Here is a 16,882-nt window from a genome sequence, read left to right on the forward strand (position 1 = left end):
GGGTCGTCAACGCGGAAAGGTCAACGAGTATCACAGGTTAGATTTTCATTGCGCGCCACGCCGCGCAGAAACAGGTTCGCTGCCGCCGCATCAGCGCTGAGACGAAGGTTGCTTGGCGCGAATCGGTCAAGGCTGTTAGGCAGATGTCAATGCGGTAGCATTTTGGGGCCATGGCAGAGACGATATTATCCTGTCCGATGAAATGCTTCCCCCGGCTCGCCGCGAGTCGAGAGGATATGTGATGAAGCCTGTCCGTCAGCGATTTGCATGGGGCGTGATGATATTGGCCGGCCCCGTCATGGCCGATGCTGCATTGGCGCAGGCGTTGCCGCTTCGAGAAGCGGCGGCCGCTGCTTTGGCGCGCAGTCCCGATTTAGGACAGGCTGACGCGCGGGTTATGCAGGGCGAGGCTGCACGTGACCAGGCTACGCGAGACTGGCTGCCCAAACTGACCGCCGAAGCCAATATCGGGATCAGGCGGCTCGAAAACTCGGCGCGTAACAGCCTGGGCCTTTCCGCGCTCAATGAACGCCCGCGCTATGTCGGCATTTCGATTGAGCAGCCGATCTATGATATGGGGCGCCGATCGGCGACCATTTCGGCCCAGACGTCGCGGCTCAGCTCGCTCAAGGAAGCGCGTGAACAGACGGCTGAGCAGGCTGCATTCCAGGTCGCCCGGGCCTATGTGGTCACGCTGCTCTATGGCCAGCTGCTGGACAATGCGAAGGCTAATATGACCTTCCATGATCGCCTTGCCGCGGATATGCGCGAAGGTGTCGCCCAAGGTGCGATGAGCGTTTCCGAAAGGCAGCAAGCCGACGAGCGGCGGCAACAGGCGCTGGTCCGACTGACCGATGCCGAACGGGATGTCGGTACTGCGCGCAACTTGTTCATGAGCCTGGTCGGACGCGAGCCTGTGGGTCTAGAACAACCACCCAGTGCAGCCACTGTGCTGGCGCCGACATTGGACGAATCGATCCGCAATGCGGCGCGTCAGGATCCGGCGGTCATCGCGGCGCAGCACGATGTGGCATCAACCCAGGCTTTGGTGCGCCGGGCGCGAGCGGACGGCTTGCCGACAATCGATGCGCAGGGGAGTGCCCGGACTGGCAACGATTTCGACGGTTTCCGCGGCAAGACCAACGATTACTCCGCTCTTGTAAGCATGCGCTGGCGGTTTTTCGATGGCGGCGTCAATGCCGCCCGCGTGCGTGAGGCGATGGGCCGGTCCTATGAAGCGGCCGAGGCTTTGATCAAGGCGCAGCGCGAAAGCGAGCGCGGGGTGCGCGACGACTGGGAGCAACTTGGAGCCTGGCGGACCAAGTTGACCGAACAGGACGTGCGCGCACAGGTCGCCAAGGATCTGGTGTTTTCCTATCGCTCTCAGTTCGGCATTGGACGGCGCTCGCTGCTTGACGTGCTGGACGCGCAAAGCGCTTCGTTTAGTGCAGCAGGTGAACGCGAAGCGGCCCGGGCAAGCGTTGTCCTGTCGGAATATGCCTTGCTCGCGCGCGAAAATCGCTTTCGTGCGTTCCTGGGTCTGACGGCCAAGCCTAAATACGGGATCGAGTGATTAAGGCGGCTCCCCGCGCCGCATTGCCTCGCCGCTGGATCATTGTCGCCGGGGCTGGGTTGGCGGTACTGGTCTTTGCTGTCCTGGCAGCGCGCTCTGTTCCGCGTGCCGTGCAGCCAGGATCACCCGGATCGACATTTCCCCAGGCGATACCGACCGCCGAGCTGCTTGCTGTGACCGCTGATAACCGGTCGATCGTGGCAGAAGCGGATGCGGCGCGCGCTGCCAATGCGGCGCTGTTGCTTGTCCCCGGTGCGCTTGAACCAGCGCGCAGCTTTGCCGGACCGGCCGATCCGGCGACACGTCTGCGGGCCGAGACTTGCCTTGCCCAGGCAATGTATTACGAAGCCGGCTTTGAAGGTGAGCAGGGACGCCGCGCTGTGGCCCAGGTCGTCCTCAACCGGCTGCGCCATCCCGCCTTTCCCCATTCGGTTTGCGATGTGGTTTACCAGCGTCAGGGCGGGACCTGCCAGTTCACCTTTGCGTGCGACGGTGCCCTGGCGCGCCAGCCTGTTGCCGCCATATGGGACAAGACATTGCGCGAGGCGGGCGAGGCGCTGGCGGGGCGGGTCGAGAAATCGGTCGGAATGGCGACACATTACCACGCCGACTATGTTTACCCGGTCTGGGCACCGCGACTGGAAAAAGTCGCGGCGATCGGTCATCACCAGTTTTATCGATGGCCCCTGGGCTGGGGACGGCGCGGGGTCTTTACCGCAGCCTATACCGGGATAGAGCCAGGCGTTCTGCCCATGCCGCCGGCGATGGCAACGGAAACGGGCAGCGCCGAAGAAGCGGCCATGGTGGCCCAAGGCCTCGGCGAAGTGGCTCCGCGACGTTCTGACAACGATGCCGGCTATGTCGATCCCAGCAAAGGCTGGCGGCCCACCATCGCTGACATCAGCAGCGAGCCGGCACGCGAAAAACCGGAATAAACGTGCCCGTCAGGCGGCGCGCTGAAGGTCGAGCCGCTGCCATATTTCAACCAGCGCCGCGGTCAGCTCAACCATCATCCCCTCTGTATGGGCGGGGCCGGGGGTAAAGCGCAAACGCTCAGTCCCGCGCGGCACTGTCGGATAATTGATCGGCTGCACATAGACGCCGTATTCAGCAAGCAGAATATCGCTGATCTTCTTGGCGCGAACCGGATCGCCGACCATCAGCGGCACGATGTGGGTGGTCGAATCCATAACCGGCAGGCCCGCTTCGCGCAGGCGCGCCTTGAGGAAAGCCGCTGCGGCTTGCTGGCCCTCACGCTCGGCGCTTGAGGCCTTGAGATGCCGAACCGACGCGAGGACGCCGGCGACTAGTACGGGCGACAGCGAAGTCGTAAAAATGAAGCCGGGCGCATAGGAGCGGATCACGTCGATGATCCGGCTGTCGGCAGCGATATAGCCGCCCATCACGCCAAATGCCTTGCCAAGGGTGCCTTCGATGATGTCGATGCGGTGCGCCGCCTCGTCACGGTCGGAAATACCACCGCCGCGCGGGCCGTACATGCCGACCGCGTGCACCTCGTCGATATAGGTCAAGGCGTTGTATTTTTCGGCAAGGTCGCAAATCGCATGGATCGGCGCGACATCGCCTTCCATCGAGTAGACCGATTCGAAGGCTATCAGTTTGGGCAGGGCGGGGTCGGTTTCGGCCAGCAGTTCTTCAAGGTGGGCCAGGTTGTTGTGGCCGAACACGCGCTTTTCCGCGCCGGAATTGCGAATGCCGGCGATCATGCTGGCGTGGTTTAGCTCGTCCGAAAAGATCACGCAGCCGGGCAGGACCTTGGCCAAGGTGGAAAGCGTGGCATCGTTCGAAACATAGCCCGAAGTGAACAGCAGCGCCCCGTCCTTGCCGTGAAGATCGGCCAGTTCCGCTTCAAGATCGACGTGGTAGTGCGTGTTGCCGCCAATGTTACGGGTGCCGCCTGAACCGGCGCCGACATCGTTGAGCGCTTCTTCCATGGCAGCGATCACTTTGGGGTGCTGGCCCATGGCGAGGTAATCGTTCGAACACCAAACGGTGATGTCCTTGGGCCCGTTGTGCCCGGCAAAGCAGCGCGCATTGGGATAAGCGCCCTTGTTGCGCAGGATATCGATGAAAACGCGATAGCGCCCTTCCGCGTGCAGGCGTTCAATCGCCTGGTTGAAAATATGATCGTAATTCACGCGGGTCCTGCCCTCCGGTGCGCCCGGCAAATGAAGGCCGCAGCGCTGAATCTGCCGCCCCTTAGCCCACTGTTTTCGCCGTGACCAGCAGGTTATTGCGTGGTGGCACCGATCGGCACGAGATTAAAGTCACGCCGCACCTGGCCCTTGTCGGCCAGTTCAAGCACGGCGCTGGTATCATGGCCCGGTATGATGTTGAGCGCGGGACTTGCCTGCTTGAGCGCGCGGATCGTCTTCAGCCACGAAAAGACTGCTGGGCGATCCTCCGGAACAACGAAATCTCCGATCAGTCGTGACCGCGCGCGCAATGCCTCCCAGCTGATTGCCAAGGTCGCGATATCGCCGGTGAACAGGTATTCGCGCCCGTCGGCCAGCTGCACGAAGAACATCTGGGAACCGGGAGTGTGGCTGGGGGCAGGGATGGCGACCACTCCCGGAGCAATTGCGCGGGGCGGCGCGGCAAGCGAGGCGCTCTGATCACGCTGCACTATTCCAAGCTTTTGCGATACAAATGCCGATTGAGGCGGGGTCATGCGCTGCTTGCCAAATGCCTTGTGCATGACGTCCGCATCGTTCCTGGCCCATGCGATCATGCCCCCGATGTGATCGGGATGTTCATGAGTGATCAGGATCAGCCCCGCTTCGTCCATTGCGCGATCCACAGTGCGCTGGTTGCCGGGCAAAAACTGGTCGAGCCGCATACCTGCGACATCTGCAAGGCCCAATCCGCTGTCGATTACAATCGGCTTGCCGCCGGTTACAGGCAGGCGATAGGCCATGATGCCGATGAAGCGGTTCTGCAATCCGGCGCCCGCCGCGAACAATGTGCCCGGGGCCTTGCGCCAGCCGACAAGTTCCATTTCCACCCCGGACGGGTGCGGTCCCGGTAATGCATCGGCCAGCTCGCGCAGCTGCCCGACAGTAACCGGCTGGGACGCAATTGATCCCGGGCGGTTGTCGATCAGCAGCCAGTAGTACGGCAAACCGATGATCAGCAGCAGCAATGCGATGATCCAGTTTAGCCGCCGGGTCATTGCAGGATCTCCATCCGGTCAAGGCCGTATTCTTGAAGTGCTGGTTCCAGCGCGGCCAGACTTTCATCGCTACGGGTAAACAGTGCCAGATCGGGTGTACGGCGATTGAACGTCTGACCGCCAGTCAAGGCCGCGATGCGCCGCGCGATCCCTTGCGCACCGTCGATGAGCGCGACCTTGGATTCGAAACCGGCCAAAAGTTCGTCGGCCAGCAGCGGAAAGTGCGTGCAGGCCAGCACCACGGTGTCGATCAGGGCCCCCCTGGGCTGGCTGCGCAGGCCGTCAACGGCCCGTTTGACAATTGCCGGATCGACCGGTGTCCCGCGCAACTTGGCCTCTGCGGCGCCGACCAGTTCGCTGGCGGCAAAACGCAGCAGGGTCTTGTCCGCCGCAAAGTCTGCCTCGAGCCGGTCGACATAGCCCTGGCGAATGGTCGCCGCAGTGCCCAGAAGCCCGATCACCCCGCTGCCGGTGGTTTCGGCCGCAGTCTTGATCGCCGGGACAGTGCCGACCACCGGCACGGCCAGCACATCGCGGACCATGGCCAGCGCAATGGTGCTGGCGGTGTTGCAGGCTATGCAGATCAGGCGCGGCCGGAACCGCTCGCTCATCCGGCCAAGCAAGCCGCACACCCGCGCAGCAATCTCCGCCTCGGTTTTGGTGCCATAGGGCAGGCCGCCGTTGTCGGCGGCATAGATCACCGGCGCATTAGGCAGCAACTTGCGCACTTGCGCCAGCACTGACAGCCCGCCGACGCCGGAATCAAACAGCAGCACCGGCGCAGCAGCATCCATTATCGTGGCAATCCCCCTTGGCGCCCTTGTCGGCGCAGGCGCCTTGTAGCTAGGACTGGGCAGCAAAGGAAAGGACCACAATGGATTCTGTCACTGCATTTGGGCTGGCGTACCTGCTGGGATCGATTCCCTTCGGCCTGGTCCTGACCCGATTGTTTGGCGCGGGCGATCTGCGCCAGATCGGATCGGGCAGCATCGGGGCCACCAATGTGCTGCGCACCGGGCACAAGGGGCTGGCAGCGGCAACCGTCCTGCTTGATGCGGGCAAAGGAGTCCTTGCCGTGCTGCTTGCTGCGCGGCTGTGGCCGGGGACCGAGGGACTGGCAGCAGTGGCGGCGATCATCGGCCATTGTTTCCCGCTGTGGCTGCGCTTCAAGGGGGGCAAGGGTTTTGCCACCGCGGCGGGTGTGCTCGGCGCTCTTGCCTGGCCCGTGCTGCTGGTATGCGCCGCAATTTGGGCGCTGGCGCTGGCGCTTAGCCGCACGTCGTCGGTGTCCTCGCTCAGTGCCAGTGCTGCCGCGCCCGTTGCGTCCTGGTTGATGGGCTATCCGGCGGTCGCAGCCGTCATGGCTGTCATCGCCTTCATTGTGTTCTTCCAACACCGGGCCAACATCGCCCGGCTGCGCGCCGGGACCGAGCCCAAGATTGGCGGCAAGTCTTGATGCAAGCCTTGTCGCAGGACGAGGCTTTTGCCCGCATCCGCTTGCTGCGCTCGCCAAATATCGGGCCGGTTTCCTACCGCCAGCTGCTCCGCCGGTTTGGAGCAGCCAGCGCGGCGCTGAAGGCATTGCCCGATCTGGCCGGACGCGCGAAGGGGGGATATCGCGCGGCGCCAGAAAGCAGCGTGGCAGCCGAGATTTCTGCCGTGCGCCAGGCCGGTGCACGCTATCTTTTCCATGACGCGCCTGATTATCCGGCCTTGCTGGCCGAGCTGGACAGTGCCCCGCCGATCCTGACATATCGCGGCGATGCAGGAATGGCTGCAAGGCCCTGTGTGGCGGTTGTCGGCGCGCGCAATGCGTCAGCCGCAGCGGTCAAGCTGGCGCGGCAGTTTGCCGGTGATCTCGCCGATGCCGGCTTTGTCGTAGTGTCCGGACTGGCGCGCGGGATCGACAGCGCCGCAAATCACGCGGCATTATCAGCGGGCACAATCGGGGTGATCGCCAGCGGGATCGACATCGCCTATCCGCCCGAGCACGCCGACTTGCAGGAGGCTGTGGCAACACAAGGCCTGCTGCTGGCCGAGCAGCCACCCAAGACCGAACCTTTGGCCCGCCATTTCCCGTCGCGCAACCGCATCATTGCCGGACTGTGCAGCGGCACCGTGGTAGTGGAGGCTGCGCCCCGGTCAGGATCGCTGATCACAGCGCGGCTGGCAGGAGAGGCTGGGCGCGAGGTAATGGCCGTGCCGGGTTCGCCGCTCGAACCACGCTCCCAGGGCTGCAACCTGTTGATCCGCGAAGGCGCCGTGCTGGTCCAGTCCGCAGCTGACGTGATCGAACTGATCAGCAGCTTTGATGGCACCCCGCGGTCCCATTTCCGCGAAACCGGGTCCGATTTTAGCGGCTTGCCAGACGATCTGGGTGACACGCCTGCCGACATTGCCGGGCTGCTGACTGTCGCTCCTGTGCCGGTTGACGAGCTGATCCGGCAAAGCGGCGAAAGCCCGGCCGCGGTGCAATTGGCATTGCTTGAGCTTGAACTGACCGGCCAGTTGGTGCGCCATGCTGCCGGACGCGTAAGTCTGGCTCAATGATATAATATCTCCTTAACCTGCGGTTCATCGCTCCGGATGCACGTCTGGTCCTCAGAACGGATTGGGAGAGGGTCGATGCGCCATAAACTTAGCCGGGGGGTTACCGCCGCTGTCGTGATGACCCTGCTGGTACCGCAACCGGCGCAATCCCAACGCGAGCCTGCCGCCGGTGGCGCGCGCAACCCCGTGCAGCGTAGTCAGTGCCGCACGCCTGCTGCGCTGCCTGACTTGGGTTCCGAAGCAGGCGTTCCGCCTTTCGATGTGCAAGTCCCTTATGCGACGATGGAAGCACGCGCCATCAAGGACAAGGGCGCACCGCCGCCGCCGCCGGTTGCGGCTCCCCCAATGGCTGTGTCAGCAGCGGATTCCACTGCCAGCGAGGCTATCGTTGCGGCAGGTTCGCGAATCGATCGCGGGGAGCGGACAACGGCGGCGGACAAGAGCGCTTCAGATTCTCCGGTGGACGCGAAAGTCGGCCCGCGGCGCCCCCGACCCTATCCGCAGCGGCAGTCCGGTTTGCTGACCGCGGGCGAGCATGACGATCTGCTCAACCCCGAACTTTACGCCGCCTATGTGCGCCGCTCTGATCTTGGTCAGCAGATTGCCGATTTGCCCCAGTTAGATACTGCGCGGATCCTGACTGTCGAAATCAAGGACTTTGCCGGTAATCCGCTTGGCCGCTCTCTGGTCGAAGTTCAGTGCGCTGATGGAAATCGCCTGCTGCTGCAGACCATGTCGGACGGTACGGTTACGCTGTTTCCCGGGCTCGACAACCTGAGCCCTTCGGTCAAGGTTCGGGCGCTCAATCAGGACTGGCGTGTTGTCACAATTCCGCGCGGCGCGGGCGGCCAGCGGATTACCTTTACCAGCAATGCGGTTGCGGTGATGGCGCCGCCCAAACTCGACCTTATGCTGGCGATCGACACTACCGGATCGATGGGCGATGAAATCCGCTACCTGCAAAGCGAGCTGGCGGCGATCCTGGACGCAATCCGCACGCGTCACCCTGGTCTCGACATCCGCGTTGGCTTTGTTTTCTACCGTGATGTTGGCGATGATTATGTCACCAACACCGTGCCCTTGACGCGTGATTTTGCCGCGGCCCAAGGCGCTTTGGCGCAGCGCTATGCCGGGGGTGGGGGCGATTATCCCGAAGCGATGGATCAGGCCTTGGTCCGGGCCGCAAGGCAGGACTGGCGCCGTGATGCTGTCAAAAGCCTGCTGCTGGTAGCCGACGCCCCCCCGCATGATGAAAACATGGGCATGGCTTGGCGCGCCGCCGAACATCTGCGCGCCAACCGCGTTCACATCGTGGCGGTCGCAGCATCGGGCGTGGCTGACAAAGCCGAATACGCAATGCGCGCCATGGCCGCGCTGACGCAAAGCCGCTACCTTTTCCTGACCGACGACAGCGGCGTCGGCAACTCCCATGCAGCCCCGGCGATCGACTGCTATCTGGTCACCCGGCTCGATGCTCTGCTACGCCGGGTGATCGACAGCCAGATCGCGGGCCGCCGGATCGAACCCAAGGATAGCGAAGTGATCCGCGAGGTCGGTCAGTATGACAGGGGCCGGTGCATAATTCCGCGCAGCCGCTTGCCGGAACAGTAACGGCGGAGCAATCCTGCGGGGAGATAATCCACGGAGGCATCATGGGCATCTTTCCTTCCCGCATGTTCCGCTGGGCGGCAATCTATGGCGCGGCCGTGCTGTTGCCGATGTATTTCACCCCGCTGCCTGCGGTTATGGGCGAGACGCTCTACGGTTTTATCGGCTGCGCGCTGGTGTTTCAGGGCCTGTTCTGGATGATTGGCAGCAACCCCGTGAAATACCGACCGCTGATGCCGCTGGGCGTGGCGGAAAAGCTTGTATTTGCGCTTCCTGCGCTGGCGTTGTTCCGGCAGGGTTATCCCATGCACCCGGCCATTGCCGCGTTTGCCGGCGTGGACGTGTTGCTGGGGCTGGGGTTCTTTGCCGCTTGGCGCCGCACCCCCTCTTGACGGACCTGATCAGAACCTCTCACCCTCGCGCGTGTACACATACGCGTAAAGGGTCGCCGTAAAACGCCATGCAGCTTGTCATCGTTGAATCCCCCGCCAAGGCCAAAACCATCGAGAAGTATCTGGGCAAGGACTACAAGGTCCTGGCCAGCTTCGGTCACGTTCGCGATCTGCCGCCCAAGGACGGCTCGGTCCGTCCGGACGAAGACTTTGCGATGGACTGGGAACTCTACGGCGACAAGGCGCGCCAGGTTAAGGCCATCACCGATGCGGCCAAGACTGCTGACCGTCTGATCCTGGCCACCGACCCCGACCGTGAGGGGGAGGCGATTTCGTGGCATGTTCGCGAACTGCTGGCCAAGAAAAAGGCGCTGCCCAATGAGGTTGAGCGGGTCACTTTCAACGCCATTACCAAGGATGTGATCCTTGCGGCGATGAAGGCCCCGCGTGAGCTTGATCAGGATCTGATCGACGCTTATCTGGCACGCCGAGCGCTGGATTACCTGTTTGGCTTTACCCTGTCGCCGGTGCTGTGGCGCAAGCTGCCGGGTGCGAAAAGTGCGGGCCGTGTGCAGTCGGTCGCGCTGCGCCTGATTGTTGAGCGTGAACGCGAGATCGAAGCATTCCGCCCGCAGGAATACTGGTCCGTCATTGCCCGGATGGAGCATCTGGGGACGCAGTTTCCGGCCCGGCTGGTCAAATTCGACGGGGCCAAACTCGACAAAATGACCTTGGGCGACGCCGGCGCGGCCAATGCCGCAAAGGCTGCGGTAGAGGCCGCGACCTTTGCGGTGGACGATGTTGAAACCCGGCCGACGCGTCGAAACCCCTATCCCCCGTTCACCACGTCCACCCTGCAGATGGAAGCGTCGCGCAAGCTGGGTTTTTCCGCTAGCCACACGATGCGGGTGGCGCAGGGCCTTTATGAGGCTGGTGCGATTACCTACATGCGGACCGACGGCGTGCAGATGGACAGCAGCGCCATATCAGCCGCGCGCCTGGCGATCAGCAATCGTTACAACAACGGGCATTATCTTCCTGAAAAGCCGCGTCATTATGAATCGAAAGCAAAGAACGCACAGGAAGCGCACGAGGCGATCCGCCCAACCGATTTTGCCAAGGATCGCCACGGCAGCGGGGATGAGGCGCGGCTTTACGAGCTTATCTGGAAGCGCGCGATTGCCAGTCAGATGGCCAGCGCCAATATTGAGCGCACGACTGTCACCATGCGCGACGGCACCGGCAAGCACGAGTTACGCGCGACCGGGCAAGTGATCAAGTTTCCGGGCTTCCTGGCCGTCTATGACGAAACGCTTGATGCAAAACCGGGCGATGATGATGATGACGGCGCGATGCTGCCGGTCCTGAACAAGGGCGATCAGCCGGCCAGGCACGGCGTCGATGCGACCCAGCATTTCACCCAGCCGCCCGCGCGATACTCCGAAGCAACACTGGTCAAGCGATTGGAAGAGCTCGGCATCGGTCGGCCATCGACCTACGCCGCAACAATCCAGGTGATCAAAGACCGCGCCTATGTCCGGACCGAGAAAAACCGTTTCTTTGCAGAGGAATCGGGCCGGTTGCTGACAGCGTTTCTTGAACGCTTCTTTCCCCGCTATGTCGGATATGACTTCACGGCCGGCATGGAAGACGAGCTGGACGACGTGTCCGGCGGGCGCGAGGCCTGGAAGGATCTGCTCGCCAAGTTTTGGAAAGACTTCAAGCCCAAGAGCGACGAAGTCATGGAGCGCAAGCCGTCTGAGGTGACCGAAGCTCTGGATGACTTCCTGTCAGACTATTTGTTTCCGCCAAGCGAAGACGGCACCGATCCCCGGCGCTGTCCACTGTGCGAAACCGAAGGTCGCAGCGGCGGCCGCCTGGCACTGCGCGGCGGGCGTTACGGCGCATTTGTAGCCTGTGCCAACTATCCGGATTGTAAATACACCCGCAAGTTTGCCCAGCCCGGCGGCAATGGTGATGCAGGAGAGGACGGCGAAGTGGGCAAGCATCCGGAATCCGGCGAGCCGATCCTTCGCAAGGCCGGGCGGTTTGGTCCCTACATCCAGATGGGCGAAGGCAAGGAGGCGGCCCGCGCCTCGATCCCCAAAGACATCGCCGAACTCGATCTGGACTGGGCAGTCAAGCTGCTCAGCCTGCCGCGCACCATTGGCGCGCACCCAGAAACCGGTGAACCGATCACCGCGGCAATCGGGCGCTATGGACCCTATCTGGCGCACAGCGGCAAGTATGCGAAGCTGCGCGGCACCGCCGAAGTGTTCGAAACCGGCATGAACAGTGCGGTCGCGAAGCTGGCCGAGGCGGCCAATGGCGGGGGCAGGGGCGCGCGTGCCGCAGCCGAACCGCTAAAGGTGTTCGGCGCGCATCCCGAAAGCGGCGGTGAAATGAAGCTGATGGCCGGCCGCTATGGCCCCTACGTCACCGATGGTACAACCAACGCTACCTTGCCCCGCGACAAGAAGCCCGAGGACTTGACCGAGGAAGAGGCCGTAGTCCTGATCACCGAACGGGCCGCCAAGGGACCTGCAAAAGGCAAGAAGAAGGCCGCGCCAAAAAAGAAGGCCGCGCCAAAGAAGACGGCGGCGGCGAAGAAGAAGGCGACCAGCTGATGGCTGAACAATTCACCAAGCACAAACAGCCCTGGAAGGCCGACGAGGTTGCCAAACTGCGCACCCTGGCTGGCAAGGGCAAGGGCCTCAAGGAAATCGCCAAGGCGCTGAACCGCAGCGAGGAATCGACGAAGGAACGCGCCAAGATCGACGGTATCGGCATCGCGAAGCTGCGCTAACGCACCCACTCCAGCCCGAGTTCCTCGTAGATCTCCTTGTCCTCGCTCCACTTCTCGTCAACCTTGACGTGGAGGAACAGGTGGACCTTTACGCCCAGCAGGTCGGTCAGTTCCTTGCGCGCGGCCTCACCGATGGCTTTCAGTTTCGAGCCGCCCTTGCCCAGCACGATGCCTTTCTGGCTGTCGCGGGCGATGACGATCTGCTGGTGGATCTCGACTGATCCGTCAGGCCGCACGGTGTAGCTTTCCGGGCGTACCGCGCTGTCATAGGGCAGCTCGTCGTGAAGCTGGCGGTAGAGTTGCTCGCGCGTGATTTCGCAGGCCAGCAGGCGTTCGCTGGCGTCGGATACCTGGTCTTCGGGATAGTGCCACGGCCCTTCGGGCATGAGTCCGGCCAGCCGCGCCTTGAGTTCGGGTACACCGTCCCCGGTCAGGGCCGACACGAAGAACACCTCGGAAAACTGGTCTTCGCCCGCAAGGTCCTGCGCCGCGATCAGGAGCGGTTCCTTGGCGGTTTCGTCGACCTTGTTGAGCACCAGGATCTTGCGTTCTGGCCGGTCCTTCAGGCTTTCAAGGATCGAGGCGAGATACTCGCGCTTTTTCTTGCGGCCATCGACGACCAGCAGGATCGCGTCAGCTTCCTGTGCGCCTTCCCAGGCGGCGCTGACCATCGCCCGGTCCAAGCGGCGCTTTGGCTCAAACAGGCCGGGAGTATCGGCCAGGATAATCTGCGTATCGCCAGCAAGAGCGATGCCCATCAGCCGCGCCCTCGTGGTCTGCGCCTTGGCGCTGACGATGGCAACCTTTTGGCCGACCAGCGCATTGACCAGCGTCGATTTGCCCGCGTTGGGCGCGCCCAGAACGGCAACGAGACCGCAATGCTGTGTCATCCAAACCTCTGCATGAAAGCCGCGGCGGCGGCGGTTTCGGCTTCGCGCATTGATGTCCCTGTCGCTTCGGCCTCACCCACGCCGTTTATGCTGACCGCGACGGTAAAGCGCGCGGCATGATCAGGACCAGAACGCTCGACCAGTCGGTATTCGGGACCGCGGCGGCGGTTGCCGGCTGCCCATTCCTGCAAGGCTGACTTGGGGTGTTTGGCCTGTCCGGCCTTGCCTGCGACGGGATCAGCCCACAGGCGGCGGATCAGATCGCGGGTCGCATCGAACCCCTCAGCGACGAAGCTGGCGCCAATCAGCGCCTCCATTACATCGCCCAGGATGTTGTCACTGTCCTTGCCGCCGTCTTCGCGCGCCTGCTTGCCCAGCAGGATATGGTCGGCAAGGTCGATCGCCCGGGCCACTTCGGCACAGGTTGCCCGACTGACCAGCGCGTTGAGCCGCTGCGACATGCGCCCTTCGTCAGAGGCTTCCAGCTGGAACAGCCATTCAGCGATGACCATTCCCAGCACCCGGTCGCCCAGAAACTCGAGCCGCTGGTAATCGCGCGCGGCGCCGGTGCTGCCGTGGGTCAGTGCTTCAAGCCACAGGTCCTTGTCATGGGGCGGGTGGCCAAGCAGCGATGTCAGGAAATCAAGGCTCTCGCTATTCATGGCAAATGATCAGAACCCGCTGCCGATCCGGTCAAATCGCGCCGCGCTGAACCAGGTCCATGGCTTGATCCATTCGGCCCCGCCATCGGTGGAGAACATCATCACTGTGGCCCGGCCCAGGATGTTGTCTTGCGGCACGGGACCGCCAAGACCGTTGCGATCGAACGGAACGCGGCTGTCGGCAGAGTTGTCGCGGTTGTCACCCATCAGGAAAACCTTGCCTTCAGGCACCATGACCGGGTCGGTGTTGTCGTTATCGCGCTGGCCGAAATCCAGCACGGTGTAACTGCGCCCGCCAGGCAGGGTTTCGCGGTACTGGGGATAGCGGCACACGTCGGTGCCATCAGCCAGCTTGGCTTCAAACTCGGCCGAATAGCAGGCGGTGTTGGGAGTCACCGGTACCTGAAAATCGGCAACGCGCACCTTGGGGATTGCCTGGCCGTTAAGCCACACCACGCCATTCTTCATCTGTATGGTATCGCCGGGCAGACCGATGACGCGCTTGATCCAGTCTTCCTCCGCCTCGGGCGGGGCCTTGAACACCACGACATCGCCGCGCTTTGGCTGGGCCGCGAAAATGCGGCTTTCCGGCAGCAGTGGCACGCCGAAGGGCAGGCTCTTGCGGGAATAGCCATAGGGCCACTTGGCCAGCAGCAGATAGTCACCGACGAGCAGGCGTGGCAGCATCGATTCGCTGGGAATGTAGAACGGCGCCAGGAAAAAGCTGCGGAATATCGCCACGAAAAGCGCCAGTTTGAGCAGGAAGACGGGGAAACTGTCCTCCTTCTTGGCAGGTTTGACTGGAGTGTCTGCGGACGCCGCGTCAGTGGGGGAAGCGGGTGCAACAGTGGGTGTTTCGGTCATGGCGGAGTCCATGTTGGCGCGAACGGCTGCCGTCAAGACCTATAGTGTATTATATAGATAGGTCACTAACGGCTGTCGCACGCTGGCCGCATACGTTTCCCGGCTTGGCTCGGCGCCACGGGGAGGCCATAGCGGCACCCGGAATCGGACCTGAGGAGTAGACGATGAGTGATGCGACGCGCGCTGCCTGGACAGATCTGGCCGCTTTGCCCAAGCCGACGCTCAGTGATCTGTTTGCGGATCGTGGTCGGCTTCACGCCTGGTCGAGCGCGCTGGCCTTGCCCGGCGGGACGATCCGCTTCGACTGGTCGAAAACCCACATGGACGCGCCGCACCTTGCCGGGTTCGAAACCCTGGCCGATGCTGCCGGATTTGCCGCGCGCCGCGCCGCGATGTTTGCGGGTGAGCACATCAACGTCACTGAAGACCGCGCGGTCGAGCACACCGCGCTGCGCGGTGTGGGCCGCGAAACAAGCGTTGAGGAGGCCCATGCGCTGCACCTGCGCATGAAGGCCTTGGTCGAGGCGATCCACGCCGGCGCGCTGGGCGAGGTCAAGCACCTGATCCACATCGGGATCGGCGGATCGGCACTGGGGCCGAACCTGGCAATTGACGCCCTGACCCGCGACGGCGCGGTGGTTGACGTCCACGTGGTCGCCAATATCGATGGCTGCGCGCTGGAACAGGCGTTCAAGGCCTGCGATCCGGCGACTACGCTGATCGCGGTCGCATCCAAGACTTTCACCACGACCGAGACCATGACCAACGCCCGGTCGGCGCTGGACTGGCTGGAGCAGAACGGCGTGGCCGATCCGTTCGGCCGGGTGATCGCGCTGACCGCCTATCCCGACAAGGCGGTAGAATGGGGCGTCGACGAAACCCGCGTGCTGCCCTTCGCTGAATCGGTTGGCGGGCGGTATTCACTGTGGTCGTCGATCGGCTTTCCCATCGCGCTGGCACTGGGGTGGAGCGACTTTGCCGAGTTTCTGGAGGGCGCGGCGGCAATGGACGTGCACTTTCGTGATAGCGATGGTGCGGCTAATCTGCCGCTGCGCGCAGCCTATGCCGACCTTTATTACACGCGCCTGCGCGGCTGCCAGACCCGCGCCGTATTTGCCTATGACGAGCGGCTGCGCCTGCTGCCAAGCTATCTGCAGCAGCTTGAAATGGAATCGAACGGCAAGTCTGTGACGCTTGACGGTAACCCGGTTGACGGGCCGACCGCGCCGATCACCTGGGGCGGAGTGGGCACCGATGCGCAGCATGCGGTATTCCAGTTGCTGCATCAGGGCACCAATCTTGTCCCGGTCGATTTCATTGCCGCCATCATAGCAGGCGATAGCCTGGATCCGGCCCACCACCGCAACCTGCTTGCCAACTGCTTTGGCCAGGGCGCGGCTTTGATGGCGGGCAAGGCCAGCACGGATGGTGCGCGAGCCTATCCGGGGGATCGACCGTCAGCCACGATCCTGTGCGAGGATCTTAATCCCGCCACGCTCGGCGCCTTGATCGCGTTCCACGAACACCGCACGTTCTGCAACGGGGTTTTGCTGGGGATTAATCCGTTCGACCAGTTCGGGGTTGAGCTGGGCAAGGAAATAGCCAAGTCGATTGTTGCCGGAAGCGCGAGTTTCGATGCCAGCACCGACGCCTTGCTGGCCGAAGCCGGGATAAAATAGGATCGAAAATGGTCCACGCCGCCGCCGCGCTGCGGCCGAAAGCGCTGACCGCGAAAACCATTTGGCAAACCGTGGTTCAAACCCCCATATCCCGCCCATGACAGATTTTGATTATGACCTGTTCGTGATTGGTGCGGGTTCGGGCGGGGTACGGGCCAGCCGGATTGCGGCATCGCACGGTGCACGGGTTGCGGTGGCGGAGGAGTACCGCATCGGGGGCACCTGCGTGATCCGCGGCTGCGTGCCCAAGAAGCTGCTTGTCTACGGATCACACTTTGCCGAAGAGCTGCAGGATGCCAGCCACTATGGGTGGTCCGTTTCGGGGATGAGCTTCGATTGGGCCGTGCTGCGCGATACGGTGCTGCGCGATGTTGATCGGCTGGAAGCGGCCTATACGGCCACGCTCGACAACAACAAGGTCGACCATTTCAAGGAACGCGCGACTGTTGCCGGACCGAATACAGTAACGCTTGCCTCGGGCCGGGAAATCACGGCGAAATATATCCTGATCGCTACCGGCGGTTGGCCGGTAATGCCCGACTTCCCAGGCAATGAGCATTGCATCACGTCGAATGAGGTGTTTCATCTGCCCAGCTTGCCCAAGCGGGTGATCGTGCAAGGCGCTGGCTATATCGCGATGGAGTTTGCCGGCATCTTCAACGCGC

At 62.8% G+C, this 16,882-nt stretch carries 16 protein-coding genes; 10 read left to right on the forward strand and 6 right to left on the reverse strand.

What is annotated here, in order from left to right:
- The first annotated feature begins 241 nt into the window (after positions 1-241).
- Complete coding sequence (locus tag Q0L62_RS11735; RefSeq protein WP_296679985.1) at positions 242-1,573, forward strand: TolC family protein; 1,332 nt, start codon at positions 242-244, stop codon at positions 1,571-1,573.
- A complete protein-coding gene (locus Q0L62_RS11740) occupies positions 1,570-2,508 on the forward strand; it encodes a cell wall hydrolase (RefSeq protein WP_296679986.1) in 939 nt (312 codons plus the stop codon). Before Q0L62_RS11735 ends, Q0L62_RS11740 begins: the two co-directional genes overlap by 4 nt.
- Before the next feature lie 9 nt (positions 2,509-2,517).
- On the opposite strand, the gene hemA is transcribed toward Q0L62_RS11740, so the two are convergent.
- From hemA to murI, 3 genes are all read right to left on the reverse strand, one after another.
- Positions 2,518-3,732: a 5-aminolevulinate synthase gene (hemA, locus tag Q0L62_RS11745; protein WP_296679988.1), complete on the reverse strand. Its 1,215-nt coding sequence runs from the start codon at positions 3,730-3,732 to the stop codon at positions 2,518-2,520.
- Between the two features lie 92 nt (positions 3,733-3,824).
- Positions 3,825-4,766, reverse strand: a complete 942-nt coding sequence (locus Q0L62_RS11750; RefSeq protein WP_296679990.1) for an MBL fold metallo-hydrolase — start codon at positions 4,764-4,766, stop codon at positions 3,825-3,827.
- Entirely contained in the window at positions 4,763-5,560 is a 798-nt protein-coding gene (gene murI, locus Q0L62_RS11755; protein ID WP_296679992.1) for a glutamate racemase, read from the reverse strand. The genes Q0L62_RS11750 and murI overlap by 4 nt, the downstream gene beginning before the upstream one ends.
- 80 nt (positions 5,561-5,640) lie before the next feature.
- Here murI and plsY point away from each other — a divergent pair, with 80 nt between their 5' ends.
- From plsY to Q0L62_RS11785, 6 genes are all read left to right on the forward strand, one after another.
- On the forward strand, positions 5,641-6,222 hold the full coding sequence (gene plsY, locus Q0L62_RS11760) for a glycerol-3-phosphate 1-O-acyltransferase PlsY (protein WP_296679993.1): 582 nt from the start codon (positions 5,641-5,643) through the stop codon (positions 6,220-6,222).
- Entirely contained in the window at positions 6,222-7,316 is a 1,095-nt protein-coding gene (gene dprA / locus Q0L62_RS11765; protein WP_296679995.1) for a DNA-processing protein DprA, read from the forward strand. The genes plsY and dprA overlap by 1 nt, the downstream gene beginning before the upstream one ends.
- 75 nt (positions 7,317-7,391) lie before the next feature.
- Positions 7,392-8,927: a VWA domain-containing protein gene (locus tag Q0L62_RS11770; protein WP_296679997.1), complete on the forward strand. Its 1,536-nt coding sequence runs from the start codon at positions 7,392-7,394 to the stop codon at positions 8,925-8,927.
- A 41-nt stretch (positions 8,928-8,968) separates the two neighbouring features.
- A complete protein-coding gene (locus tag Q0L62_RS11775) occupies positions 8,969-9,316 on the forward strand; it encodes a hypothetical protein (RefSeq protein WP_296680000.1) in 348 nt (115 codons plus the stop codon).
- Positions 9,317-9,384: 68 nt separating this feature from the next.
- Entirely contained in the window at positions 9,385-11,943 is a 2,559-nt protein-coding gene (gene topA, locus Q0L62_RS11780) for a type I DNA topoisomerase (RefSeq protein WP_296680002.1), read from the forward strand.
- On the forward strand, positions 11,943-12,122 hold the full coding sequence (locus tag Q0L62_RS11785; RefSeq protein WP_296680003.1) for a hypothetical protein: 180 nt from the start codon (positions 11,943-11,945) through the stop codon (positions 12,120-12,122). The genes topA and Q0L62_RS11785 overlap by 1 nt, the downstream gene beginning before the upstream one ends.
- Here the strand turns inward: Q0L62_RS11785 and era are convergent.
- Genes era through lepB form a run of 3 tightly spaced genes read right to left on the reverse strand, consistent with a single transcriptional unit; the run spans position 12,119 to position 14,538 of the window.
- Complete coding sequence (gene era, locus Q0L62_RS11790; RefSeq protein ID WP_296680004.1) at positions 12,119-13,012, reverse strand: GTPase Era; 894 nt, start codon at positions 13,010-13,012, stop codon at positions 12,119-12,121. The two genes, Q0L62_RS11785 and era, sit on opposite strands and share 4 nt — an antisense overlap.
- Positions 13,009-13,674: a ribonuclease III gene (rnc, locus tag Q0L62_RS11795; protein WP_296680005.1), complete on the reverse strand. Its 666-nt coding sequence runs from the start codon at positions 13,672-13,674 to the stop codon at positions 13,009-13,011. Before rnc ends, era begins: the two co-directional genes overlap by 4 nt.
- Positions 13,675-13,683: 9 nt before the next feature.
- Positions 13,684-14,538 carry a signal peptidase I gene (gene lepB / locus Q0L62_RS11800; RefSeq protein WP_296680006.1) on the reverse strand — a complete coding sequence of 285 codons (855 nt, stop codon included), beginning with the start codon at positions 14,536-14,538 and terminating at the stop codon, positions 13,684-13,686.
- Between the two features lie 164 nt (positions 14,539-14,702).
- On the opposite strand from lepB, the gene pgi reads away from it, so the two are divergent.
- Together pgi and Q0L62_RS11810 are read left to right on the forward strand one after the other, a co-directional pair.
- Positions 14,703-16,217 carry a glucose-6-phosphate isomerase gene (gene pgi, locus Q0L62_RS11805; RefSeq protein ID WP_296680007.1) on the forward strand — a complete coding sequence of 505 codons (1,515 nt, stop codon included), beginning with the start codon at positions 14,703-14,705 and terminating at the stop codon, positions 16,215-16,217.
- A gap of 97 nt (positions 16,218-16,314) precedes the next feature.
- Positions 16,315-16,882, forward strand: a 568-nt coding sequence (locus tag Q0L62_RS11810; protein WP_296680008.1) for an FAD-dependent oxidoreductase, incomplete at its 3' end; no start/stop codon positions are given.

The sequence above is a fragment of the Novosphingobium sp. genome (genome assembly GCF_024642085.1).
In the GTDB taxonomy this organism is placed as follows: domain Bacteria; phylum Pseudomonadota; class Alphaproteobacteria; order Sphingomonadales; family Sphingomonadaceae; genus Novosphingobium.

Coding starts and splice junctions, on each gene's coding strand:
- Q0L62_RS11735 (WP_296679985.1), top strand. CDS start 242: ATGAAGCCTGTCCGTCAGCGATTTGCATGGGGCGTGATGATATTGGCC.
- Q0L62_RS11750 (WP_296679990.1), bottom strand. CDS start 4,766: ATGACCCGGCGGCTAAACTGGATCATCGCATTGCTGCTGCTGATCATC.
- murI (WP_296679992.1), bottom strand. CDS start 5,560: ATGGATGCTGCTGCGCCGGTGCTGCTGTTTGATTCCGGCGTCGGCGGG.
- plsY (WP_296679993.1), top strand. CDS start 5,641: ATGGATTCTGTCACTGCATTTGGGCTGGCGTACCTGCTGGGATCGATT.
- dprA (WP_296679995.1), top strand. CDS start 6,222: ATGCAAGCCTTGTCGCAGGACGAGGCTTTTGCCCGCATCCGCTTGCTG.
- Q0L62_RS11770 (WP_296679997.1), top strand. CDS start 7,392: ATGCGCCATAAACTTAGCCGGGGGGTTACCGCCGCTGTCGTGATGACC.
- Q0L62_RS11775 (WP_296680000.1), top strand. CDS start 8,969: ATGGGCATCTTTCCTTCCCGCATGTTCCGCTGGGCGGCAATCTATGGC.
- topA (WP_296680002.1), top strand. CDS start 9,385: ATGCAGCTTGTCATCGTTGAATCCCCCGCCAAGGCCAAAACCATCGAG.
- Q0L62_RS11785 (WP_296680003.1), top strand. CDS start 11,943: ATGGCTGAACAATTCACCAAGCACAAACAGCCCTGGAAGGCCGACGAG.
- era (WP_296680004.1), bottom strand. CDS start 13,012: ATGACACAGCATTGCGGTCTCGTTGCCGTTCTGGGCGCGCCCAACGCG.
- rnc (WP_296680005.1), bottom strand. CDS start 13,674: ATGAATAGCGAGAGCCTTGATTTCCTGACATCGCTGCTTGGCCACCCG.
- lepB (WP_296680006.1), bottom strand. CDS start 14,538: ATGACCGAAACACCCACTGTTGCACCCGCTTCCCCCACTGACGCGGCG.
- pgi (WP_296680007.1), top strand. CDS start 14,703: ATGAGTGATGCGACGCGCGCTGCCTGGACAGATCTGGCCGCTTTGCCC.